At 58.7% G+C, this 23,679-nt stretch carries 21 protein-coding genes; 14 read left to right on the top strand and 7 right to left on the bottom strand.

Translation table 11 applies throughout. The features are described 5' to 3' along the window. Positions 1 to 5: 5 nt before the first annotated feature. Positions 6 to 734: a carbonic anhydrase gene (locus V6P94_RS17515; protein WP_019826465.1), complete on the bottom strand. Its 729-nt coding sequence runs from the start codon at positions 732 to 734 to the stop codon at positions 6 to 8. Positions 735 to 1,765: 1,031 nt separating this feature from the next. Here V6P94_RS17515 and ltrA point away from each other — a divergent pair. Then, on the top strand, positions 1,766 to 3,133 hold the full coding sequence (gene ltrA, locus V6P94_RS17510) for a group II intron reverse transcriptase/maturase (protein WP_326397458.1): 1,368 nt from the start codon (positions 1,766 to 1,768) through the stop codon (positions 3,131 to 3,133). A 343-nt stretch (positions 3,134 to 3,476) separates the two neighbouring features. Here ltrA and V6P94_RS17505 read toward each other — a convergent pair whose 3' ends face one another. Then, complete coding sequence (locus V6P94_RS17505) at positions 3,477 to 4,253, bottom strand: IclR family transcriptional regulator (protein WP_046808658.1); 777 nt, start codon at positions 4,251 to 4,253, stop codon at positions 3,477 to 3,479. A gap of 170 nt (positions 4,254 to 4,423) precedes the next feature. Here V6P94_RS17505 and V6P94_RS17500 point away from each other — a divergent pair, with 170 nt between their 5' ends. The 3 genes from V6P94_RS17500 to V6P94_RS17490 are packed head-to-tail and all read left to right on the top strand — an operon-like array spanning position 4,424 to position 7,190. Continuing rightward, on the top strand, positions 4,424 to 5,185 hold the full coding sequence (locus V6P94_RS17500) for an ABC transporter substrate-binding protein (RefSeq protein WP_046808659.1): 762 nt from the start codon (positions 4,424 to 4,426) through the stop codon (positions 5,183 to 5,185). A gap of 59 nt (positions 5,186 to 5,244) precedes the next feature. Next, on the top strand, positions 5,245 to 5,901 hold the full coding sequence (locus V6P94_RS17495; protein ID WP_048351662.1) for an amino acid ABC transporter permease: 657 nt from the start codon (positions 5,245 to 5,247) through the stop codon (positions 5,899 to 5,901). Further along, positions 5,898 to 7,190: an FAD-binding oxidoreductase gene (locus V6P94_RS17490; RefSeq protein WP_198822413.1), complete on the top strand. Its 1,293-nt coding sequence runs from the start codon at positions 5,898 to 5,900 to the stop codon at positions 7,188 to 7,190. Before V6P94_RS17495 ends, V6P94_RS17490 begins: the two co-directional genes overlap by 4 nt. Positions 7,191 to 7,218: 28 nt before the next feature. On the opposite strand, the gene V6P94_RS17485 is transcribed toward V6P94_RS17490, so the two are convergent. Beyond that, the gene (locus V6P94_RS17485) at positions 7,219 to 7,440 is read right to left on the bottom strand and encodes a YgdI/YgdR family lipoprotein (RefSeq protein ID WP_046809879.1); all 222 of its coding nucleotides are present in this window, start codon (positions 7,438 to 7,440) and stop codon (positions 7,219 to 7,221) included. Beyond that, positions 7,437 to 8,375, bottom strand: a complete 939-nt coding sequence (locus V6P94_RS17480; RefSeq protein WP_198822414.1) for a LysR substrate-binding domain-containing protein — start codon at positions 8,373 to 8,375, stop codon at positions 7,437 to 7,439. The genes V6P94_RS17485 and V6P94_RS17480 overlap by 4 nt, the downstream gene beginning before the upstream one ends. Before the next feature lie 269 nt (positions 8,376 to 8,644). Here V6P94_RS17480 and V6P94_RS17475 point away from each other — a divergent pair, with 269 nt between their 5' ends. Further along, complete coding sequence (locus tag V6P94_RS17475) at positions 8,645 to 9,583, top strand: DMT family transporter (RefSeq protein WP_048351665.1); 939 nt, start codon at positions 8,645 to 8,647, stop codon at positions 9,581 to 9,583. A gap of 16 nt (positions 9,584 to 9,599) precedes the next feature. On the opposite strand, the gene V6P94_RS17470 is transcribed toward V6P94_RS17475, so the two are convergent. After that, a complete protein-coding gene (locus V6P94_RS17470; RefSeq protein WP_046809882.1) occupies positions 9,600 to 10,274 on the bottom strand; it encodes a histidine phosphatase family protein in 675 nt (224 codons plus the stop codon). Between the two features lie 259 nt (positions 10,275 to 10,533). Here V6P94_RS17470 and V6P94_RS17465 point away from each other — a divergent pair, with 259 nt between their 5' ends. The 8 genes from V6P94_RS17465 (at position 10,534) to V6P94_RS17430 (ending at position 19,904) form a co-directional block, all read left to right on the top strand. Further along, entirely contained in the window at positions 10,534 to 11,238 is a 705-nt protein-coding gene (locus tag V6P94_RS17465) for a YoaK family protein (RefSeq protein WP_046809883.1), read from the top strand. A 134-nt stretch (positions 11,239 to 11,372) separates the two neighbouring features. Then, complete coding sequence (gene hutC / locus V6P94_RS17460) at positions 11,373 to 12,125, top strand: histidine utilization repressor (RefSeq protein WP_046809884.1); 753 nt, start codon at positions 11,373 to 11,375, stop codon at positions 12,123 to 12,125. A gap of 318 nt (positions 12,126 to 12,443) precedes the next feature. Then, positions 12,444 to 14,120, top strand: coding sequence for a urocanate hydratase (hutU, locus tag V6P94_RS17455; RefSeq protein WP_046809885.1), 1,677 nt, complete (start codon positions 12,444 to 12,446; stop codon positions 14,118 to 14,120). A 139-nt stretch (positions 14,121 to 14,259) separates the two neighbouring features. After that, positions 14,260 to 15,420, top strand: a complete 1,161-nt coding sequence (locus V6P94_RS17450; protein ID WP_198822415.1) for a CaiB/BaiF CoA-transferase family protein — start codon at positions 14,260 to 14,262, stop codon at positions 15,418 to 15,420. Next, positions 15,417 to 16,559, top strand: a complete 1,143-nt coding sequence (locus V6P94_RS17445) for an acyl-CoA dehydrogenase family protein (RefSeq protein WP_046809887.1) — start codon at positions 15,417 to 15,419, stop codon at positions 16,557 to 16,559. The genes V6P94_RS17450 and V6P94_RS17445 overlap by 4 nt, the downstream gene beginning before the upstream one ends. Before the next feature lie 131 nt (positions 16,560 to 16,690). After that, positions 16,691 to 18,118, top strand: coding sequence for a cytosine permease (locus V6P94_RS17440; RefSeq protein ID WP_046809888.1), 1,428 nt, complete (start codon positions 16,691 to 16,693; stop codon positions 18,116 to 18,118). Positions 18,119 to 18,193: 75 nt separating this feature from the next. Then, positions 18,194 to 18,943, top strand: coding sequence for an electron transfer flavoprotein subunit beta/FixA family protein (locus tag V6P94_RS17435; protein ID WP_326397774.1), 750 nt, complete (start codon positions 18,194 to 18,196; stop codon positions 18,941 to 18,943). Positions 18,944 to 18,959: 16 nt separating this feature from the next. After that, positions 18,960 to 19,904, top strand: a complete 945-nt coding sequence (locus tag V6P94_RS17430) for an FAD-binding protein (protein ID WP_326397775.1) — start codon at positions 18,960 to 18,962, stop codon at positions 19,902 to 19,904. A gap of 69 nt (positions 19,905 to 19,973) precedes the next feature. Here V6P94_RS17430 and V6P94_RS17425 read toward each other — a convergent pair whose 3' ends face one another. Continuing rightward, entirely contained in the window at positions 19,974 to 20,303 is a 330-nt protein-coding gene (locus V6P94_RS17425; protein WP_219262702.1) for a hypothetical protein, read from the bottom strand. 584 nt (positions 20,304 to 20,887) lie between these two features. After that, positions 20,888 to 22,222 carry an amidohydrolase gene (locus V6P94_RS17420; protein ID WP_326397776.1) on the bottom strand — a complete coding sequence of 445 codons (1,335 nt, stop codon included), beginning with the start codon at positions 22,220 to 22,222 and terminating at the stop codon, positions 20,888 to 20,890. 190 nt (positions 22,223 to 22,412) lie between these two features. Between V6P94_RS17420 and V6P94_RS17415 the strand changes: the two genes are divergently transcribed. Continuing rightward, positions 22,413 to 23,381 (top strand): AraC family transcriptional regulator, encoded by a 969-nt coding sequence (locus tag V6P94_RS17415; RefSeq protein WP_326399053.1) that lies wholly within the window; start codon positions 22,413 to 22,415, stop codon positions 23,379 to 23,381. The last annotated feature ends 298 nt before the right edge of the window (positions 23,382 to 23,679 follow it).

The following is a 23,679-nucleotide window of genomic DNA, read 5'->3' as shown; positions in this document are numbered from 1 at the left end:
CAGGTTTAGAAGCGCGCTTTAGGTGTCGCGCAAGGGATTGTCTGGAGATTGTCCAATGGCAGGAAACTGCCAGATTCTGCGTCGTAGGCTTTGATTTGGCTGGTTTCGATGTTGTAGACCCAACCATGGATAAACAACTGGCCGCTGGCCATGCGCGAAGCGACTGAGGGATGGGTACGCAAGTGCTGCAACTGAGCAATCACGTTTTCTTCGGTGAGCACGTGCATGCTTTCAGCTTCATTGGCGCAGGAACAGTTTTCCTGAACCATGCTTTTGGCCACTTCGGCATGGCGCAGCCAGGCTTTGACCGTGGGCATTTTCTCCAGGCTTTGCGGGTTAAGTACTGCGCGCATGGCACCACAGTCTGAGTGCCCACAGACGATGATGTGCTGTACGCCCAGTGCCAGGTTGGCGTATTCGATCGCCGTGCTGACCCCGCCATTCATCTCGCCATAAGGCGGTACGACGTTGCCGACGTTACGGGTGACGAACAAATCGCCAGGAGCGCTTTGGGTAATCAATTCGGGGACGATTCGAGAATCGGCGCAAGCGATAAACATTGCCCTTGGGCGTTGAGCGGTGGCCAGTTTTTTGAACAGGTCTTTCTGTTGTGGAAAGACCTCACGATGGAAGTGCAGAAAACCTTCAACAATGAGCTGCAGTGCTGCACCAGCCTGTTCCGTTTCAGGAGGGGCAGTAGCTGCAGCCGAGCGCTGTGTGACCTTGATATCCATCGTTCATCCTCTGTGGTAGAGCAGGGGAAAAGCTAATGCGAGTCATTTGTGACTCGTCGGTCACGTTAGCGCCCGAAACTTAACTGAACCTTAATTGACTGCTCTAGCACGGGCTTTATATGAGGATGCTACCTATTGCGGGAGGGGGTTTTGTTGCCATGCAACGACAGCGGCTGTGGTGATTTAGGGCGACCACGATCACTGATTCCACGACTGCTACGTCGCAGTGGCGCACCAAACCTGACGCAGCCTCGTTCCTTCGGTGGCTACTTGTATGTTGGCGCTAAACCGTTTTTCGTAGGGTTCAGTGACGTCTGCGATGCTTTTTGCTTTTGCTGGAGCCATACGAATGTCCAGACGACGCGAATGCCCATCACAGAAGGCCGAACGCAGGTGCTGTTATGGGGGGGCGCGGCAGGACGCCGCGCCTGGGCGAGGCGGCCGTATGGTAGGGCAAGCCTTTTTGGTTGCTTTTTCGGCGCTTGGAAAAAGTGACCCGCCGTAAGGGCGGAACCCGTAGAGAACCGTGACACATCGAATGGATATGGACTCGGCATCGCTGCGGGCGCTTCGCAAAACAACGGGCACACGGGGTACATATCCGGCATCCGCAGTTAACTGAAATGATGGTTTCGCTCTTACAGCGAGTCACTTGTGCGCCCAGCATGGGCGCCATCCTAGAGGTGAAAGTCCTCTCTTGAGCTGGCCACAGCGAATGAAGCGAAGCGCAACTGCATGAGGGTGACCAAGTGTGGGAAGGAAGCGTGGAGCATAAACCGCGAGCCGAGGTACACAAACCGCATCTGAGGCATCTCTGGTCAGGGCGAGCAGGCAAGTGACTGCGAAGCTCTTGTGGCCAAAGCACCGGGGATGTAAATGCGGCGGTTGTGCGGTGAAGGATGGCGTTCTTACCTGGGGAGATCTCGCCTCATGCCTGAAAGGGCGACGGCGCAAGCCGGAGCGAGAAGTCAGCAGAGGCCGTAGTAGCTTCGTTGCAGTGAAGGGCCAAACGAGAAGGAGTGAGGTTCACCATGGCGATACAGCAGGCCTTGCATCAGATGCCCGGGAAACCGGGGCGGGACGGAGCTGCGACGGGTGAAACCCGACGCGAAGCGTCCAGCGATGAAGCCGGCGGTCCGCGTCATGACCCGAACCACATGGGGTCAGGACTTCTGCAAGAAGCCCTGACCAGAGAAAACCTGCAATTAGCGCTCAAGCGAGTCCGGTCAAATAAAGGTGCTGCGGGCGTCGACGGTCTTGGGATCGATGAGACGGTCGAGCATCTGTTAACGGCCTGGCCCGTGATACGGGCGCAGTTGCTGGCGGGAACGTACCGGCCAAGTCCGGTGCGTAGAGTTCTGATTCCCAAACCCGACGGAGGCGAGCGCAAGCTGGGCATCCCAACGGTGACGGACAGATTGATTCAACAGGCGCTATTACAAGTTTTGCAGCCTCTGTTGGACCCGGTATTCAGTGATCATAGCTATGGTTTTCGTCCCGGTCGCAGCGCTCATCAAGCGGTATTGGCAGCGCAGCAATATATTGATTCGGGGCGGGACACTGTGGTGGACGTTGATCTGGAGCAGTTCTTTGATCGCGTTGATCATGACCTGTTGATCGCTCGACTGAGCAGAAGGGTAACCGACCGAGGCGTTCTGCGTCTGGTCCGGGCCTACCTGAACAGCGGGACGTTGATCGACGGCATAGTGGTAGCCAGTAAACGAGGGACGCCGCAAGGCGGCCCACTCTCACCATTACTGGCCAATGTATTGCTGGACGAGGTGGACAAGGAGCTGGAGCGACGAGGCCATTGCTTCGTCAGGTACGCGGACGATGCGAACGTTTACGTACGCAGCCTGAAGGCCGGTCAACGGGTAATGGCAGTGCTCCGTCGCCTTTATGATCGACTTAGACTGCAAGTGAACGAGAGCAAGAGTGCGATTGCCAGTGCGTTTGGCCGCAAGTTTCTGGGCTACGGCTTTTGGCTGTCTGCTCAAGGCGAGGTCAAACGCTGGGTGGCAAGCAAAGCGCTACAGGCGTTCAAAAGCCGCATCCGTCAGCTGACTTCTCGTAATGGAGGACGAAGCATGTCGCAGGTGGTGGAAGGTCTGAGACTGTACCTGCTGGGTTGGAAAGCGTACTTCGGTTTATCGCAAACGCCTCGCCTCTGGCACCGGTTCGATGAATGGATCCGCCGACGACTCAGGGCTATCCAGCTCAAACAATGGAGAACCGGAAGGAGGACGTACCGTGAGCTACGCAAACTTGGAGCAGGACCTGACTTGGCAGCGGCGATAGCCAGCAACAGCCACAGGTTCTGGCACAACAGTGTCGGTCTGATCCATGGAGTGCTTACGGTGGCGTGGTCCGACCGGTTGGGTCTACCTCGACTCTGCTGACCTCAACTTCTCGAACCGCCCGGTGCGGACCCGCATGCCGGGTGGTGTGGCAGGGGCGCGGCCAGATGGCCGTCCCCTATGCCGATTGCAAAAGCGGCAAAGTAACCAAAGCGCTTTCGCCCCCGCGTACGGCCTCCCGAAGGGCAGGCAGATCAAAAACCAGTGCAAAAACAAGATCAACGGCCCGCCGAGGCGGCCTACAGGCCGACCTGTTTAGCGAAGCACATTTCTCTAAACAGGCCGGTTGGCAACAGAGCATCTACAAGGAATACGTAGCAGTTGACGAGCTGTGCGAGGCTACGTCCGGCTGCATCGCGAGCAGGCTAGCTCCCACCGGGGACCGCTACAAGGTTCTGATCGAATTGCTGATCCCGCGGGCACACTGGATAACGGTCGAGGCCAATTTATCTTCGGCTTCTTCCATGCTCCAGCGACTGCTCGGCACTACCACATGCACGGCCGCAACCGGCAGGCCGTTGCTGTTGAATATCGGTGCGGCAATGGTCATGTCGCCCAGGAACATTTCTTCCTTGTTGGTGGCATAGCCCTGATTGCGGCTGGTGATCACACGCTCAAAAATGGCGGTGGCATCAGTCAGGGTGTAGCGGGTCAGCTCAGCCAGCGTGCTGTCTTGCAGCACACGGCGAATTTCGTCATCCCCCAGGCCACTCAGATAGGCTCGACCGCCCCCGGTGCAATACATCGGGATTCGACTGCCGATGGGCATGTGGATCGGGATAAATTTGGGTGCCACAAAACGCGAGACATAGACCATGTCCAGGCCGTCCGGCTCCGTCAGGTTGACCGTCTCGCCCGTGAGCTGGTTGAGCTCGGCCAGGTAGGGGTTTGCGACATCGACCAGTATGTCGGCTGCTAAATAGTTGTAGCCGATTTCCATAACCTTGGGCGTTAACTGGAAACGTCGGCTTTGCGGGTGCTTACGCACATAGCCGAGTTCTTCAAGGGTATGCACCATGCGCTGGGCCGAGCTTTTGCTGATGCCCGCAACCTGCGCGATATCCGCCAGAGTCATGGTGCGCCGCGCTGCCCCGAAGCCGCGTAGTACGGCCAGGCCCTTTTCCAGTGACTGGTTGAAAAGAGGGTTGTTGCTATCGCTCATGGCGCATCCTTGGCTTTTTTTAGAGTCATGAATATCGATATGCGATATTTATAAATCTCTTTACGATTTAAGTAAATTGGTTATAGTCGATGGCGGCATTTTGTACCAGAGGGTGCAAGGGTGTTAAATGCTGCCCCGCAACAATAAAAGCGACCACAGGGAGATTCGCTATGCACAAACCTTTTCAAGTACTGACGCTTGTATGCGCAATGGCAGCCGGACTGATTGGATCAGCCAGTGCTGTTGCAGAGCCTGTCTATAAAGTCGGTGCAACGGCGACAGGTATCCCGTTCACCTTCCTCGATATCAAGAGCGGAAAAATCCAGGGCATGATGGTCGACGCCGCTGAAGCCGTCGGCAAAGCAGGGGGGTTTGACACCGAGATCCAGCAAACCACGTTTGCCGCGCTGATCCCTTCGCTGACCACCAACAAAATTGACCTGATCTCCGCTGCCATGCTCAAAACCCCTGAGCGTGAAAAGGTTGTGCAGTATTCCGATCCGATTTTCAGCTATGGCGAAGGCCTGATCGTCCAGACTGACGATCCCAAAGAATACAAGACCATGGATGACCTGGCCGGTGAAGTGGTCGGTGCTCAAGTGGGCACGGTATTCCTCGACGCCCTGAACAAGCACGGCGGCTTCAAGGAAGTGCGCAGCTACGACTCTATTCCTGACCTGATGCGTGACCTGAAACTGGGTCGCATCAAGGCTGCTTTCGGCGATCGCCCGATCATCGCCTACCAGTTGGCCCAGGGTAAAAACCCGGACGTGAAACTGTCGAGCACCTATGTGCCGGTAGTGATGGGTGATGTGTGCCTGGTCATGCGTCAGGGCGACGCCGAGAAACTGGCACAGGTCAACAAGGGCATTGCAGCCATCAAGGCTGACGGCTCGCTGCAGCGCATCATCGAGAAGTGGAAGCTGAACTGATGATTCTGTGGCCCCCGCTCTGCGGTGGGCCACTTCTTGTAGCGGTGTGCAGGTAGTTTATGTTTCTCCAGGACGCGTTGGACTTTCTTCCGATTCTGCTCAAAGGGGCAGTGGTCACTGTGCAGGTCACGGCGGGTTCGTTCCTGCTCAGTTCAGTGATTGGCCTGATGTTCGCGCTGATGATGGTTTCAAAAATCCGCGCCATCGCATTGTTCGCCATTGGCGTGGTCAATGTGATTCGCGGGTTGCCGATCATCGTGCAACTGTTCTACATCTATTTTGTCTTGCCCGACTTCGGCATCCAGCTCAGCGCCATGCAGGCCGGTGTGATTGGTCTGGGGATTGCCTATTCGGCCTATCAGGCCGAGAACTTCCGGGCCGGGATTCAGGCCATCGACATTGGCCAGATCGAGGCCGCCGAATCCTTTGGCATGCGTGGCCTGATGATCATGCGCCGCATTGTGCTGCCCCAGGCGTTTCGCATTGCCTTGCCGCCCTATGGCAACACGCTGGTAATGATGCTCAAGGACTCCTCGCTGGTGTCGACCATCACCGTGGCCGAGATGACGCGCCAAGGGCAACTGATCGCTTCCTCGACCTTTGAAAACATGACGGTCTACACCCTGGTTGCCTTGCTCTATCTGTCGATGAGTTTGCCGCTGTCTTATGGCTTGCGTCGTCTGGAAGGCCGTTTTGCGCTGCGGAGGCGTACATGAAAGCAACGTCGAAACTCACCTTGCCGCCTTCGCTCTGGTCCGCCACGGCTCGCACCGCTGCGATGACCCAGCCACTCGCGCAAAACAAGCGGGTGGACGTGGCAATTGTCGGCGCCGGGTACACGGGGCTTGTGACTGCACTGCGCCTGGCCGAGTCGGGTGTCAGCGTGTGCGTGCTGGATGCAGGAGAGCCTGGCTGGGGTGCTTCGGGGCGCAACGGCGGGCAGGTGATTCCCGGGCTCAAATACGATCCTGACCAGTTGATCGAACGTTTTGGCGCGGCGCGCGGTGAAAAGATTATCGAGGCGTGCGGCGGGGCGGCTGACGAAGTGTTTTCGCTGGTTCGTGAGTACGGCATCGCCTGCGATGCAACACGCAAGGGCTGGATTCAACCCGCGTACTCCAGTGCCACGATGAAAACCCTGGAGCACCGCGCCCGGCAATGGCAGCAGCGTGGTGTGGCTGCTGAGTTGCTGGACGGCAATGCCGTTTGCCAGCGCATCGGCACGCAAAACTATGTGGGCGGCTGGGTTGACCCTCGTGCCGGGAGCCTGCACCCGCTCAATTATGCCCGTGGACTGGCCCGGTCGGCGTTGGGCCGTGGGGCGATGATTCACAGCGATAGCCGGGTGACCGATTTGCGGCGCATCGGTACGCAGTGGCAACTGAGCACTGCACAAGGTCACACCGTGACGGCCGAGCGGGTGGTGTTGGCCACCAATGGCTATACCGATGGTTTATGGCCCGGTTTGCGGCAAACCGTGCTGGCGGCCAACAGCTTTATGATCGCGACTCGACCGCTCTCGCCGGAACTGCGCAAAACGATTTTGCCGGGTGGAGAAGTGTGTTCGGATGCACGGCGCCTGTTGCTGTACTTCAAGCAGGATGCTCAAGGGCGAGTGCTGTTGGGTGGCCGTGGGCCGTTTTCCGAGCCGGGCCGCAACGAAGACTGGGCGCATCTGGAGCGCTCGCTGATCAACGTGTTCCCGCAGTTGGCAGGCGTTGCGATTGAGTACCGCTGGAGCGGTCGCGTGGCACTCAACCACAGCGTGCTGCCGCAACTGCACGAACCGCAACCGGGCCTGTCAATCCTGATGGGCTACAACGGGCGCGGCATTGCGATGTCTACCACCCTGGGCAAACACCTCGCGGCCCGCATCTTGGGAACCAGCGATGACTTCCCGTTCCCGGTGACGCCGATTCGCAGAATTCCCTTTCATAGCTTGCAGCGTTTGTACGTGGCAGCGGGCATCAGCTACTACCGGTTGCTGGATGCCTTGCATGGGTGACGGCTGGCCTGGTACCTGGCGCTAACCTTCAATCAGACTTGATTGTCGAGACATCCGCTGCCCTGACTTTGATGTGTTTGCCTGCAATGTCCACAAACTCATAGAGACCGTCCTTGTTCGTGGTCTTTGGCAGGTCTTTGGTCAGGTACTGCGTGCCGTTTTGCAGGGTTACAACGCTCGGGGTCGCGCAACCTGCCAGTCCCAGCAAGGCAACCACAAGCAGGGGTAAACCGATAGCGTTGATTTTCATGGGTGTACCTTGAGCTCTTGGCAATGTGGAGAGTGTTCGCGCCGGGCGTCGTCGAGCAGCCAGCGCTGGAAAGTTAGTGCTGCATCTGACAGCGTTTTATGGCGAGAGTGCGCCAGATAGTCCGCGTTAGAGCTGAAAAATTCAAATGGACCCACGCGGCGCAGTTCGCCCTTGTCGATTTTGTCCTTGACCATAAAGTCCCATCCCAGCCCCACGCCCATGCCTTGCACGATTGCCTGATAGGCGAGGGTGACCTGATTGAAGGTCGGCCGCTTCGCATCGGGCTTGTGCTCCAGGCCGAAATGCGCGAACCAGTCGCGCCAGTCCATGCAGTTCCATTGCGAGGCGTCCAGTTCAATCAGGGGCAAGTCCTGAAGGTCTGAGGGCTCATTGACGCGGTTCAATTTCAAATCAGGTCGGGCAACAGGGTAGACCCTTTCGGCAAACAATGGCTCAGCATTCAGGGATGACCAGTGACCGGCGCCGTATAAAATCGTGAAATCGTAATCTGCGACGCTGGATTCGTGGATGTCGTTGCTGGCGTGAATATTCACCGTGATGGACGGATGCTCGGTATTGAACGCGAGCAATCGCCCAAACAGCCAGAACTGCGCCACGGCATGGGTGCAGAGCACCGTGACCGAGTTGGGGGCATGGGCCGTCTTGATCCGGTTGACGCCGTGCAGCAGGCGTTCAAGCAGAGTAGTGACTTCGCTGAGCAGACTTGCTCCGGCCTGCGTCAGGCAAATGCCCCGCGCCTGGCGTTCAAACAAGGTCAGTTTGAGGTTGTCTTCCAGGGCCCGGATTTGTTTGCTGATCGCGCTTTGGGTCAAGCACAGCTCGCTTGCCGCACGGGTAAAGCTGCCATTGCGTGCGACCGCTTCGAAGGTGATCAGGCTGTCCAGAGGTGGCAGGTTTTTCGAATAGCGATTCATGTTGCCTCTCGTCACTGGAATGCCGCGCAAATGCTGTAGTTACTCTGTTGCCAGTCAACCCTCCCACAGTTGAAGTTTCCTTCAGGCCCTGTAGCTGCTGAGAATCTGGTTTTGCTGGCCGACCGGATACCTGTCCGGCACGGCTATCCTGCCGCGGGGTGACGGTATAAGGCATTCCTGCACGGAATACCAGCATGCCAAATGATCTTTTGTGACAAATCGCAGGGCCGCTTACGCTCACTCGATACTGAACTGTTTGAGAGTGTTGAATGAAGCGCGGAATAGTCTATGCAGGCATGGCAGGGGCAGTGTGGGGGCTGGTGTTTCTGGTGCCCAAGCTGTTGCCGGAATTCAGCCCGCTGTTGCTCAGCTGCGGGCGTTTTATTGTGTACGGGGCCGTATCGCTGCTTTTGTTGCTGCCCCATGCGCGGCGTTTGCTGGGCCAGCTCACCCGGCGCGATGTGCTCACACTGGTCAAGTTCGCACTGCTGGGCAACCTGGTTTACTACATGCTGCTGGCGGCATCGATTCAGTGGGTAGGCATTGCGGCCGCCTCTCTGATTGTGGGGGTGTTGCCCCTGAGCATTACCTGGCTGGGGCGCCGCGATGCCGGAGCGGTGCCACTGGCGAGGCTGGCCTGGCCGCTGCTTCTGGTGCTGGGCGGCGTGCTTTGCATCAATCTTGAAGCCTTGTTCGGCGGCACTTCGCAGCAGCCGCTGGGGGACAAGGTTCTGGGCGTGCTGTGCGGGCTCGGCGCCTTGCTGTGCTGGAGCTGGTTTGCGATCGAGAATGCGCGTTATTTGAAACACAGCCAGTTTGACAGTGGTGAGTGGTCGACACTGTGGGGCGTCACCACGGGTGTGCTGGGTCTGATGATCTGGGGTATGGCCCATGTACTGTCCCTGGACGCAGTGACGGTCGAGGTCAGTGATCAGCGCTGGCAGATGTTCTGGATGGTTAATCTGGCGTGTGCGGTGCTCGGTTCATGGTTTGGCAATCGCATGTGGAATGCTTCGTCCCGCCGCCTGCCGCTGACCCTGAGCGGGCAGTTGATTGTGTTCGAAACGGTGTTTGCGTTGTTCTATGGCTTTGTTTACTTGCAGCGCTGGCCGACTTTGACCGAAGCCGTGGCGGTTGTATTGCTGCTTGGGGGCGTGAGTTGGGCGGTGCGCCGCCATGCCCCGGCGCGGACAATGCTCGCGCCGTGATCCATGTGCGGGCCAATCAGCTAGGGCAGGTATGAGCCCCATTGTTGAGGTCCTGTTTTTCGGCGCGACTGAGCAGGGTGGCCTTGCCATCTTTCCAGGTCAGGGTCAGCACGTACAACGAGTCGAAATCACTGCCGGGCCAGTCTTCGGTCAGTGAAGTCTTCTTGCCCAGGGCCTGGCTGGCGACGTTGTTGATCAGCTCCGGCAAATAGCCGTGCGACCACGCGGTGTAGATGGTGGAGTTGTGATACTGGTCGTCGGTCAGTTCCTTGGCCAGTGCGCGGGTGTCGTTGGCTGAGTACTCCAGATTGATCGGCAAGCCCAGTTTGATGGCGCTGGGGTTGATGGTCATCATCGGGCGCACGTAGCTGTAGGCATCGTCATCAGCGCCTTCTTCCACTTGCCGTGAAGGGTTGGCGGCAAACACGTAGTCGGCCTTGCCATAGCGTTGCGGCAGCAGGGTGGCCAGATCAATTGCGCGGTTAAGTCCCTGGCAGGTGAGCTGGCCAAGGCCGTCGGCCGGTTTTTCGGCGTGACGCATAAATACCAGGGTTTGTACGCCATCAACCGGCTGGGCAAACACATCATCTGCATGCACGGCCAGCGTCACGGCGCCTGCAATCAGTAACAGCGGGGCTGCCGCCAGTGCGTAGGTTTTGAGTCGGAATTTATTCCAAACAGACTGAGTCATGGGGCTCTTCTACATACAGCATTAAGGCTGACTGGCCTGGCACATCGAGCACATCGCGCGTGTGTTTATCCCTGTCATTACTACACAACCTGTGTTTCTCATCCTTGTTCCAAGCAATCATTAGATGCCATTTTCAAATTTGGTTCGATTTTACCTGCGCTAGATTGGGAATGGTCCTACAGGTCGAGTGCTATGGTGGCTTTTTTGTATGACAAAATCGTTCTCTCTTTAGTCGAGTCACTCTTCAGAGGCTTACACCATGCTTCCAGCCCCCCTCAGAAAACCGAGCAATCCCGTGCATCTGCGTGTTCGTGCCTGGCGCGGGCGAGTGGGGCTGGCAATGGTTGCCAGCCTGTCGGTGCTGGCGGGCATGACTGACGCCATTGGCTTTCTGGCCACCGGTGATTTCGTTTCATTCATGAGCGGTAACACCACCCGCCTGGCGGTAGCCATTGGCGAGGGCGACTTGAGCCTGGTGGTGCGCCTGTTATTCGCGGTGCTGGCGTTTATTGTCGGCAACGCCCTGGGGGTTTTGCTGGCGCGCTGGGGAGGGCGGCGCGCACTGCCGTTGATGCTGGTGATTGCGGGTCTGCTGTGCACAGCGGCACTACTGCCGTTCGCCACCCAAGTGCCGGCGTTGCTGGCCGCCATTGTGGCCATGGGCATGCTCAATGCGGCGGTGGAACAGGTCAATGGACTGCCGGTGGGCCTGACCTATGTAACCGGGGCGTTGTCACGTTTTGGCCGGGGCCTTGGCCGATGGGTGCTGGGCGAGCGTCGCAGTGGCTGGCGCGTGCAGTTGGTGCCATGGACGGGAATGCTGCTGGGCGCGGTCATGGGCGCACTGCTGGAGGCACAGTTCGGGCTCAAGGCCATGCTCTTCAGTGCCGGTTTTGCCGCCGTCCTCGGGCTGCTTTCGTTGAGAATCCCGCGCCGCTGGCAGCGCGATTACATGCCGCGTTAAACGCCCGTTTTGCTTCGCTCACGCTGCGCGTAAACTGCTCCGGCGCACGAGGGTGTGTTTTCAATCCGTTTGCTCACGGCGTGCAAACTGATCAAGCCCCCCTGGCATGCCCACCCCCACGAACAGGAGTCGTTGTGTCTAAGTCAGTCGATGACAATTCATCCCTTGAGTCATTTTCCATCGAGAGTCCTGCGCCGCTGTACGCGCGCGTAAAGCAGGCCATTGCGCAAAAAATTCGTTCAGGTGCCTGGCTGCCCAACTCCAAGCTGCCCTCCGAGAGTGAGTTGCTTGCCCTGTTGGGCGTGAGTCGCATGACGATCAACCGCGCACTGCGTGAACTGACAATCGAAGGGCTGCTGGTGCGCATGCAAGGGGTGGGGACGTTTGTTGCGGTGCCCAAAGGCAATGCGGCGTTATTCGAAATCCATAACATTGCCCAGGAAATCGCTGACCGTGGCCACGTGCATCGCTGTGAAGTCATCGTGCTCGAAGAGGTCCCGGCCAAGGTCACGCCTGTCATGCCGTTCGCCCTGGACGGCATCAAGCGGTTCTTTCACTCGGTGATGGTGCATTACGAAAACGAAGTGCCCGTGCAAATTGAAGAGCGCTACGTGAATGCCGAGATTGCCCCTGAGTACTTGCAGCAGGATTTCACTCGCACCACGGCCTATGCCTACCTGATGAACCTAGCGCCATTGACCGGCGGCGAGCATGTGGTGGAAGCGATCCATGCAAAATCTGCAGAGTGTCGCCTGTTGCACGTCAAGCGAAACGAGCCGTGCCTGCTGATTCGCCGCCGCACCTGGGCGGCTCAAGGGATGGTGGGGTGCGCCCGGCTGGTGTACCCGGGAACGCGCTATCGCCTGCAGGGTCAGTGCGGCAACTGAGTGGCCCCTCGTAGCGGGTAACGATGTGTTACTCGCGTTACTTTTGGTGCGTATTTGTTACCTTCCCGCCTGTTTATGCACAAAGTTGCGGCACTTTTTTTGCAGCTTTTCCGTGCGTGATGTTCTTTCATTAAAAAACGTAAGTTTTTTAACTAATTGATTTAAATAATATTTATATCGATTCAGACACCTTTTCGCGCGCGGGTGTTTGCGTGTTGGCCCTTCACTTGCATTCACTTGTACATACAGGTTGGTATAAGTGCGCACCTATCGCACTTCACCGTATGACGTTGATGCCATTTGATGAAGGACTGCCCCATGACCACTGCTCACACCCGTCACCGTGATGGTGAAATCCGCGCCGCCCGTGGCACCCAGCTCACTGCTAAAAGCTGGATGACCGAAGCGCCGCTGCGGATGTTGATGAACAACCTCGACCCGCAAGTGGCCGAGAACCCGACCGAGCTGGTGGTGTATGGCGGTATTGGACGGGCAGCGCGTAACTGGGAGTGCTACGACAAAATCGTCGAAAGCCTGACCAACCTCAACGACGACGAAACCCTGCTGGTGCAATCGGGCAAGCCGGTCGGCGTGTTCAAAACCCACAGCAACGCGCCACGGGTCCTGATCGCCAACTCCAACCTGGTGCCGCACTGGGCCACGTGGGAGCACTTCAACGAACTCGACGCCAAAGGCCTGGCCATGTACGGCCAGATGACCGCCGGCAGCTGGATCTACATCGGCAGCCAGGGCATCGTCCAGGGCACCTACGAAACCTTCGTCGAGGCCGGTCGCCAGCACTACAACGGCAGCCTGGTCGGTAAATGGGTGCTGACGGCCGGTTTGGGCGGCATGGGCGGTGCCCAGCCTCTGGCCGCCACCCTGGCCGGTGCCTGCTCGCTGAACATCGAATGCCAGCAAAGCCGCATCGATTTCCGCCTGGCCACTCGCTATGTCGACGAGCAAGCCGCGGACCTGGATGACGCGCTGGCCCGTATCGCCAAATACACCGCCGAAGGCAAAGCAATTTCCATCGCCCTGTGCGGGAACGCCGCTGAGTTGCTGCCAGAAATGGTTCGTCGTGGTGTACGCCCGGACATGGTCACTGACCAGACCAGCGCCCACGATCCACTGAACGGCTACCTGCCTAAAGGCTGGACCTGGGAGCAGTACCGCGACCGCGCCGTGACCGATCCGGCAGCCGTGGTCAAAGCCGCCAAAGCCTCGATGGGCGAGCACGTTGAAGCCATGCTGGCCTTCCAGAAAGCGGGCGTGCCGACCTTCGACTACGGCAACAACATTCGTCAGATGGCAAAAGAAGTAGGCGTAGAAAACGCCTTCGACTTCCCGGGCTTTGTACCGGCTTATATCCGCCCATTGTTCTGCCGTGGTGTAGGCCCGTTCCGTTGGGTCGCGCTGTCGGGTGATGCCGAAGACATCTACAAAACCGACGCCAAGGTCAAGGAACTGATTGCCGACGACGCGCACCTGCACAACTGGCTGGACATGGCCCGCGAGCGCATCAGCTTCCAGGGTCTGCCGGCCCGTATCTGCTGGGTAGGCCTGGGTCAACGCGCCAAGCTGGGCCTGGCCTTCAACGAAATGGTCCGCAGTGGCGAGCTGAAAGCCCCGATCGTGATCGGCCGCGACCACCTGGACTCTGGGTCGGTATCGAGCCCGAACCGCGAAACCGAGTCAATGAAAGACGGCTCGGACGCTGTGTCCGACTGGCCATTGCTCAACGCTTTGCTCAATACCGCGAGCGGCGCGACCTGGGTGTCGTTGCACCACGGCGGCGGCGTAGGCATGGGCTTCTCGCAGCATTCGGGGATGGTGATCGTGTGTGACGGTACCGACGAAGCGGCTGAGCGCATCGCCCGTGTCCTGCACAACGATCCGGCAACCGGCGTGATGCGCCACGCGGATGCGGGTTATGACATCGCCATCGACTGTGCGAACGAGCAGGGCCTGAACCTGCCGATGATTAACGGCTGACCCACGGGTACGAATCCTGTGGGAGCGGGCTTGCTCGATGCTGACGCCTCGGTGCTTCAGGCGATACGAGGCGATTCAATTGCAGGCAGGCCCGGCGACACAGGACGGGTTTGTTTGCGGATATCTAGAGGGTGTGAGCATGAACAACAGTCCGTTTACCCAACAACTGCAAGGCGTTCGTGTGCTGGACATCAGCCGCGTACTGGCCGGACCGCATTGCACCGCGATGCTCGCTGACCTGGGGGCCGATGTCATCAAGTTTGAAGTACCCGAGGAGGGCGATGATGCCCGTCATCTGGGGCCGTTCCTGGACGGTGAAAGTGTTTACTTCGGCTTGATAAACCGCGGCAAGCGAAGCGTTGAAATCGATTTTAAAAACCCTGCGGACCGTCAGCGCTTCTATGAGCTGGTAGCCGATGCCGATGTAGTGGTGGAGAACTTCCGCCCCGGTGTCACTCAGCGCCTGGGCATCGATTTCGATAGCCTCAAGCAGCACAACCCGCGCCTGATCTACGCCAGTATTTCCGGCTTTGGCCAGGAAGGCCCGCTGTCCAGGCGTCCAGCCTACGACATCGTGGCGCAGGCCATGTCCGGCCTGATGAGTGTGACCGGCTTTGCCGCGACCGGCCCGACTCGCAGCGGTGAGGCCATCGGTGATCTGTGCGCTGGCGTCTATGCCGCCTGGGCAATCAGCTCGGCACTGTTTGCCCGCGAACGGCATGCGCCGGGGGCGCAGTACATCGATGTGGCCATGTTTGACGTGTTGTTCAGCCTGCAAGTGACGGGCTTGTCCAACCTTTACGCCAACGGTGTGGCGCCCGGGCTGGTCGGTAATCGGCACCCGGTATCGACGCCTTTCGACACATACCGTGCAGCGGATGGCCTGGTGGTAATTGCGGTGGCGAGCAATCGCTTGTTTGAACGTTTGTGCCAGTGCATGGGCCAACCGGAGCTGGCGACGGATGCGCGTTTTATCAATGACACTCAGCGCACCCTGAACGAGCCTGCGTTACGCGCCACCATTGAATCCTGGACCGCGCAACACAGCGTTGAGCACTTGTGCGATGGCCTGCTCGATGCTGGTGTGCCGTCCTCTCCAGTGTGGGATCTGGCCGAAGCCGCAGGCAGCGAACACGCCCGCGTCCGCCAGTTGCAGTTTCAGCCAGAGGGCGCAGCGCTGCCGCTGGTACCGCAACCGGTGTTCTTCAACGGCCACAAACCCCACGCGTCCACCATTGCCCCACGTTTGGGCGCAGACAACGCCGCATTTGGCTTGAACAAAGCAGGAGCACACGCATGAACTTCGAAATGACTGCAGAAGAATTGGCAGTGATCGACAGTGCCGAACAAGTCGCCCGCGAGGTCATTCAACCACTGGCCCAGCACTACGACGAAACGGAAACCTTCTGTCTGGCGAGCATCAGGGCCCTGGGGGATTTGGGCTGCATGGGCATTAACCTGCCAGAAGAATATGGCGGCCTGGGCATCGGCAGTCTTGCCATGAGCCGTGTGGTAGAAGCGGTGGCGGGCGCCTGTGCATCCACGGCATCGGCCATGACCGCGCACTTTTTGGCCACTGACTCGATCCTGCTTGGCGGTACAGAAGAACAAAAGCAGGAATGGTTGCCACGGGCGGCCAGCGGCGAGTTGCTGGCAGCGTTTGCCCTGACTGAACCTGCGGCGGGTTCCAATCCGGCCGACATGCGCAGCCGCGCAGTGCGAGAAGAGGGCGGCTGGCGTGTGCGGGGCAGCAAGCACTACATCACCAATGCCAAGGAAGCGGATTTCATCGTCCTCTATGTCAAGACGGACCCAGACGCCGGTCATAAAGGCATCAGTGCATTTATAGTGCCCCGTGGAACGGCGGGTATCAGCTTCTCAAGCCCGGAAAAAACCATGGGCCTGCGTGGCAGTACCATCTATGAGCTGTCGCTGGACTGCTGGCTGCCGGAGTCGGCGCTGCTCGGTGTTGAGGGTCAGGGCTTCAACACGGCAATGGCGGTGCTGGATCGCGGACGGGTGGAAGTGGCGGCCATGTCGCTTGGCATTGCCAATGCCGCACTGCAAGCCAGCCTGAGTTGGGTGCGCGAACGTCAGATCGGGCCCAAGCCGCTGGCGGCTTATCAAGGTACCCAATGGCGGCTGGCAGACATGTACGCACAGCTTGAAAGCGCACGCATGTTGACCATGAAAGCTGCCGCGCGGCGTGACAGCGGCGAGCGCTTCAGCCTGGACTCGGCCACCGCCAAACTGGTCGCCGCCGAGTGTGCCGGGTTTATCACCGATGCCGCTCTGCAATTGCACGGCGGATATGGTTACAGCCGGGACTTGCCGTTGGAGCGTTACGTGCGTGATGCACGGATTTTGCGGATTTTTGAAGGCACTTCCGAGGTGCAGAAAATCATCATCTCCCGCGCCTTGCTCGACGCAGCCAAATAATCGGTTTGCGGCAGGTTCGTAATAGAGCCTGCCCGTTGTTGCATGGATGCACTGAGGTTCGGTCAAGGATTGGAAAAGTCTTTCCCAAAACAACACGGCGCACCTTGGGTGCCAGCCTGAAGGAACTGCTTATGTCCACGCACAACCAGGATTCACAACGGGCCTCACTGGTCGAACAACGCTCTATTGATTACATCCCTGAGTCGGAGCGCCACGGGCGCCTGTTCAGTCAGTTCACCCTGTGGTTCGGGGCCAACCTGCAAGTGACCGCGATCGTCACCGGGGCCCTGGCCGTGGTGCTGGGCGGCGATGTGTTCTGGTCGTTGATCGGCCTGCTGATCGGCCAAGTGCTGGGTGGCACCATCATGGCGTTGCACGCAGCGCAGGGCCCAAAACTGGGATTGCCACAGATGATCTCCAGCCGGGTGCAGTTCGGTGTCTACGGCGCCGTGATCCCGATTGTGCTGGTGTGCCTGATGTATGTGGGCTTTTCAGCCAGCGGTTCGGTACTGGCCGGGCAGGCGGTCGGGCAACTGGTCGGGGTGAGCGATTCGTGGGGGATTTTGATTTTTGCGGCGCTGATCGTGCTGCTGACCGTTCTGGGGTATCGCACCATTCATATGATCGGACGCGTGGCGAGCGTGGTCGGGGTGTTGGCGTTTTTCTACCTGTTCTACACCTTGATTTCACAAAACGACATTGGCCTGCTACTCAGTAATAAACACTTTTCGCTGAGCAGTTTTTTACTGGCGATTTCGTTGTCCGCCTCCTGGCAGATTGCCTTCGGGCCTTATGTAGCGGACTACTCGCGCTACTTGCCATCGAACACCTCTTCGTTGAAAACCTTTTTGGCGGTAGGGTTGGGCTCGGTCGTCGGCTCGCAAATCTCGATGGTCTTCGGTGTGTTCGTGGCGGCGCTGGCAGGGAGCAAGTTTGCCGGGCATGAGGTGTCGTACATCGTTGGTATGGGCGCGAGCGGTGCAATGGCGGCGCTGCTGTATTTCTGCGTGGTGTTCGGCAAGGTAACCATCACCACGCTCAATGCCTACGGCAGTTTCATGTCGTTGGCGACCATTGTCAGCGGCTTTCGCGGTAACCACGACATCTCCAAACCCTTGCGCCTGTTTTACATCCTGCTGATGGTGGGCTTTGCCACCGCACTGGCGTTACTGGGGCAGCATTCGTTTCTCAAGGACTTCTCGGCATTTATCCTGTTTTTGCTGGCGTTTTTCACTCCGTGGAGCGCGATCAACCTGGTGGACTTCTACCTGATCAGCAAAGAGCGCTACGACGTGCCTGCCTTGTCTAACCCGAATGGCCGATACGGGCGCTGGAACCTGCGCGGTATTCTGGTGTACGCCTTTGGGGTGGTGGTTCAATTGCCGTTTATTGCTACCAGCTTCTATACCGGGCCTCTGGTGGAACAACTGGGCGGGACTGATATCTCGTGGATCATCGGCCTGACGCTGCCAGCGCTGGTGTATTACTTCGTGGCACGCACGTCGGGGCAGTCGGTGCCGGATCAACTGATTTTGCCCGTCGAACCCGCAACGGTTTAAGGGCTTTCCAATCAACACAGGTACGCAGTGCTGTTTTTTGTCGGCACTGTTCCTGTAGCCATAGAGGGAGAAACTATGAAGGTGCTGGCCTGTATCAAGCGCGTGGTCGATTACAACGTTAAAGTTCGCGTCAAGGCGGACAACTCCGGCGTTGACCTCGCCAACGTCAAGATGTCGATGAACCCCTTCTGCGAAATCGCTGTGGAAGAAGCCGTACGCCTGAAAGAAAAAGGTGTTGCGACTGAAATCGTCGTCGTATCCATCGGCCCGACCACTGCTCAGGAACAGCTGCGTACCGCGCTGGCACTGGGTGCAGATCGCGCCATTCTCGTCGAGTCCGCCGAAGATCTGACCTCGCTGGCCGTGGCCAAGCTGCTCAAGGCCGTTGTCGACAAGGAACAGCCTCAGCTGGTGATCCTGGGCAAACAGGCCATCGACAGCGACAACAACCAGACTGGCCAGATGCTGGCCGCGCTGACCGGTTTCGGTCAGGGCACCTTCGCTTCCAAAGTTGAAGTGGCAGGCGACAAGGTTGCAGTGACCCGTGAAGTAGACGGCGGTGCGCAAACTGTTTCGCTGAGCTTGCCGGCGATCATCACCACTGACCTGCGTTTGAACGAGCCGCGTTATGCGTCCCTGCCAAACATCATGAAGGCCAAAAAGAAGCCGCTTGAAGTGCTGACGCCAGATGCGTTGGGCGTTTCGACAGCTTCGACCAACAAGACCCTGAAAGTTGAAGCACCGGCTGCTCGCAGCGCGGGTATCAAGGTCAAGTCGGTGGCTGAACTGGTCGAGAAACTGAAAAACGAAGCGAAGGTGCTTTGAATTGGAGAGCCGAATCATGACTATCCTCGTAATCGCAGAACACGACGGCAAAGCACTGGCCCCGGCCACGCTGAATACCGTGGCTGCTGCCGCTAAAATCGGTGGCGACATCCACGTTCTGGTTGCAGGCCAGGGCATTGGCGCAGTAGCCGAAGCCGCCGCTAAAATCGCTGGCGTGGCTAAAGTGCTGGTCGCCGACAACGCGGCTTACGCCCATCAGTTGCCTGAAAACGTGGCGCCTCTTGTCGCTGCTCTTGTTCAAGTGGGTGGGGGGGCCGGTTACAGCCACATCCTGGCGGCTGCTACCTCCAACGGCAAAAACATCCTGCCGCGCGTTGCTGCGCAGTTGGACGTGGATCAGATCTCCGAGATCGTTTCGGTCATCAGCGCTGACACCTTCACGCGCCCGATCTATGCCGGTAACGCCATTGCTACCGTGCAGTCCACTGCGCCGGTAAAAGTGATCACCGTACGTGCGACCGGTTTCGACCCGGTGGCTGCAGAAGGTGGTTCGGCAGCGGTTGAAGCGATTGCAGCGGTTCACGATGCAGGGACTTCGTCGTTCGTGGGTGAAGAACTGGCCAAGTCGGACCGTCCTGAGCTGACCGCAGCCAAAATCGTCGTTTCGGGCGGTCGCGGCATGCAGAACGGCGACAACTTCAAGCATCTATATTCGCTGGCGGACAAACTCGGCGCCGGTGTGGGGGCTTCCCGCGCAGCAGTGGACGCAGGTTTTGTGCCTAACGACATGCAGGTCGGCCAGACCGGCAAAATCGTTGCGCCACAGCTGTACATCGCGGTGGGCATTTCCGGCGCTATCCAGCATCTGGCCGGCATGAAAGACTCCAAGGTGATCGTTGCGATCAACAAGGACGAAGAAGCACCGATCTTCCAGGTGGCCGATTACGGCCTGGTAGCGGACTTGTTCGAAGCTGTGCCTGAACTGGAACAGGCAATCTGACCCCAGAGGTGAGAGATGCAAAAAAGCCCCCGGAGATTGTCCGGGGGCTTTTTGGTACAGCAGGGGTTATCAGCTGTAGCTGTTAACTTTGACCAGTGCAGGCTCTGTTTGAGCCTTTTCCCAGGTCAGGGTCAAGGTTTGCAGGATGCGCGCCATGTAGTCGCTATCGGCGGCAGCCTTCTTGCCCACGTAGCCTTGGCCACGGCGGTACATTTTGAGGTGGGCTCGCATCTGTGGACGGTCCTCCTCGAAACTGGTTTCTTCCTTGCACGAAGTCACTGCATCGATACGAACATCACCGGCGTCACTGATCCACAGAATGTGATCGTTCAGCGTGTCTTTCTGGGCGGCGAAGAGTCGAGCCAGCTCGTTAACAGTCGGTTGGTTATTCAGGTTCATAGCTAACTCCTTGACCACTCGTTGATCTGTCTAATTGATTCGCGCAACTGCACCTGCAGCGCTACGTAGTGTCCATCTAAAGCAGATCTGTCTTGAGTTCGTCATATGTAGTCGTAAAACCCGGCACTACATAAAGAGCGTAAAGCGAGGGAGATCAGCGTGAACCAGGATGCCAGGGTGACATGACGCATCAGCCACAAGCTTCTTGAGGACGTTTCGCTAGCCTCTGTCGTCTTTGACGCGGACGATCAAGCCAGGTCAGCTTCATCAATTCTGCCTTGTGGGCAGTACCTATCCCGGAACAGCCCGACAGCTCGTCGGACATGCTTGCAACAACCCTTTCCAGCGCTTCCGGTGGGGAAGACGTCTGCATAATGCTGGGGGAAAATCGTGTCGTCAATACATATGTAGTGATTATTTTTGCGCACTACATATGTGACTGACGGGTCGTTTTTCAGCATGCCGGTCATCCCGTCAAGCCCGGGCACACGCAGCCCGCGCCGCGATGTTTCGCTGGGCGACGGGCTGCCTGGGGTTAGATCAGGTGGGGTGAGCCGGCGCGTTGAAGCGCCTGCAGAATCAAGCTAGAGGCTGCGCACCCGCCCCGGATAATTCATCACAAACTGCACATGGGCCTTTACGCCCGTGGCCAGGGTTTGGTCATCGGCGGTGAAGTAGGGGCTGTGGTTATTCGCCACTTTGCTCATGTCCTGGTCTTCAGGCGTGGCCCCCAGGAAGACGAACAGCCCCGGCACTTTCTCGGCGTAGTACGAGAAGTCTTCGCTGGGCGACAGGGATGCCTCCAGCCGTTGCACCTTGCCGGGCGCTGCGAGTTCAAGCGCCGGGACCATGGCCGCCGTCAGTTGCGGGTCGTTGGTGGTGACCGGCGCATGGTTGACCAGCAACAGGTTGGCTTCGGTCTCATAGGCGCTGGCAATGCCTTGCACCAGCGGCGGCATTTTTTTCAGCAGGGTGTCGCGCACCGCCGCGCTGTTGCTGCGGATGGTGCCGGTCATTTCCACGGTCTCTGGAATGATGTTGGCCGCCGAACCTGCATTGACGGTGCCGACGCTGATCACCCCCATCCCCTGGGTCAGGTCGGCGCGCCGGCTGACCAGGGTCTGCAGGCCGTTGATGATGCCTGCACTGGCCACCACGGGGTCAACTCCGCTCCAGGGCGCCGAGCCGTGGGTCTGCTTGCCCTTGACGATGATGCGAAAGCCGTCGCTGCTGTTGAGTACGGTACCGGCCTTGTAATACAGGTGGCCGGTGGGATAACCCGCCATCACGTGCACGCCGAAGATGGTTTCGACCTTGGGCGAGTCCAGTGCACCGTCGCGGATCATGGCCTGGGCGCCAATCAAGGCATCGGACTCGAACTCGTCCACGTCCGCCGCGCCTTCTTCTGCGGGCTGGAACAGAAATACGACCGTGCCCGCGACCTGATCACGGTGTTCGGCCAGTACTCGGGCTGCGCCCACCAGCATGGCGGTATGGGTGTCATGGCCGCAGGCGTGCATGACCGGAACGGTTTTGCCCAGGCGGGTACCGGTGGCCGTGCTGGCGTACGGCAGGCCGGTCATCTCCTTGACAGGCAGTGCGTCCATGTCGGCGCGCAGGGCCATCACCGGGCCGGGGAGTCCGCCCTTGAGCACGGCCACCACCCCCGTCTTGCCCACTTGGGTGCGCACCTGCAAACCCAGGCTCTTGAGCTGTTCGGCGACCAATGCAGCGGTCTTGAACTCCTGATTGCCCATTTCGGGGTTCTGGTGAAGGGTATGGCGCAGCGAGATGACCTGGGCGTTGACCGAATCGACGGCGGGATCGACCCAGCTCAGGTCCGCGGCCTGGCTGGCGGTGGCAGTCAGTGCGCTCAATAGCGCGAGGTACAGAGGGGCAGGGCGTAGACGGGCAAGCATTGAGCTTCTCTTGTTTGTTGTTTTTGGGCCGCACAGGGTATGTCGTCACCCATCGGAGTGGTTCGACCGGCTGGCTAAAACCGTTCGATTATCGAACATTGGCCAAGGGTCCAATTGATCTGCACCCATGAGCGGGCCTACTCTGGCGTACGTGACACCCATAAAAATGACAACACCGAGTACCTTGCCGATGGATAGCCGCCTGCTGAGTGAACGCAGTAGCGTGTTCCGACACGCGGACCCCCATGCCGTATCCGATTACGTGAACCTGCATGTGGGTCAGCACTGTATTGGCCTTTCCAGAACCACACGCCCCCTGGCGAGCCTCAATCACCGAAAATTCGCCGAACTTGACCTGTGCCGCATCAGTTACGGCGGCAGTGTCCGCGTGACGTCACCTGCGCTGGAGACCATCTTCCACCTGCAGGTCCTGTTGAGCGGCAATTGCCTGTGGCGTGGCCCGACCCGTGAGCACCATCTGGTGCCGGGCGAGCTGTTGCTGATCAATCCCGACGACCCGGTCGACCTGACGTACTCCCAGGATTGCGAAAAATTCATCCTTAAAATACCGGCCAGCTTGCTTGAATCGGTGTGTGACGATCAGCGCTGGCGGCGACCTGCGGGTGGTGTGCGCTTTATGCGCAATCACTATAGGCTCGATGAGCTGGAAGGCTTTCTCGGCTTGCTGGGCATGGTATGCCAGGAGTCCGAGGCCAGCGACCCGCTGCTGCGGGTGCAGGAGCACTACACGCAGATTATCGGCAGCAAGTTGCTGACGCTGATGCAGACCAACATCAGCCGTGAAAACCTGGCCTCTGCCAGTGCCAGTATCGAGCGCATCCTCGACTACATCGAACGCAACCTGAAGCAGGACCTGAGCGGTGAAGACCTGGCCGCACAGGCGCACATGAGTCCGCGCTCGCTCTACACCCTGTTTGAACGCCAGTTGGGCGTTACCCCCCTGCAATACATCCGCCAGCGCAAGCTCGAGCGTATCCACGCCTGCCTGAACGACCCGAGCTGCACGGTACGCAGCCTCACGGAACTGGCGCTCGATTACGGCTTTATGCACTTGGGCCGTTTTTCCGAAAGCTACCGTTTGCAGTTTGGCGAGCTGCCTTCGAGCACCTTCAAGCGCCGGCATTGCGTCGCCCTGTAGATACTCTGTTGCCAGCCGGCCTGTTCAGAGAAATGTGCTTCGCTAAAAAGGTCGGCCTGTAGGCCGCCTCGGCGGGCAGTTGATCTTGTTTTTGCACTGGTTTTTGATCTGCCTGCCCTTCGGGAGGCCGAGAGGAGGTTCTGCGTAGTGGGTCGACCGGCATGGATGCCGGGAGAGCCGTGTTGGGCCATGGATGGCCCGTCACGGCGTGCCCACGGAGCAGGGCCGGAGCGAGGGCCGTACGCCAGGGCAAGGCCTTTTTGGTTCCTTTTGTGGCTGTTTGACAAAAGGGACTCGC

The sequence above is a fragment of the Pseudomonas sp. ML2-2023-3 genome (assembly GCF_037055275.1).
Classification (GTDB): Bacteria; Pseudomonadota; Gammaproteobacteria; order Pseudomonadales; family Pseudomonadaceae; genus Aquipseudomonas.
This window is presented reverse-complemented; position numbering and strand designations above follow the sequence as displayed.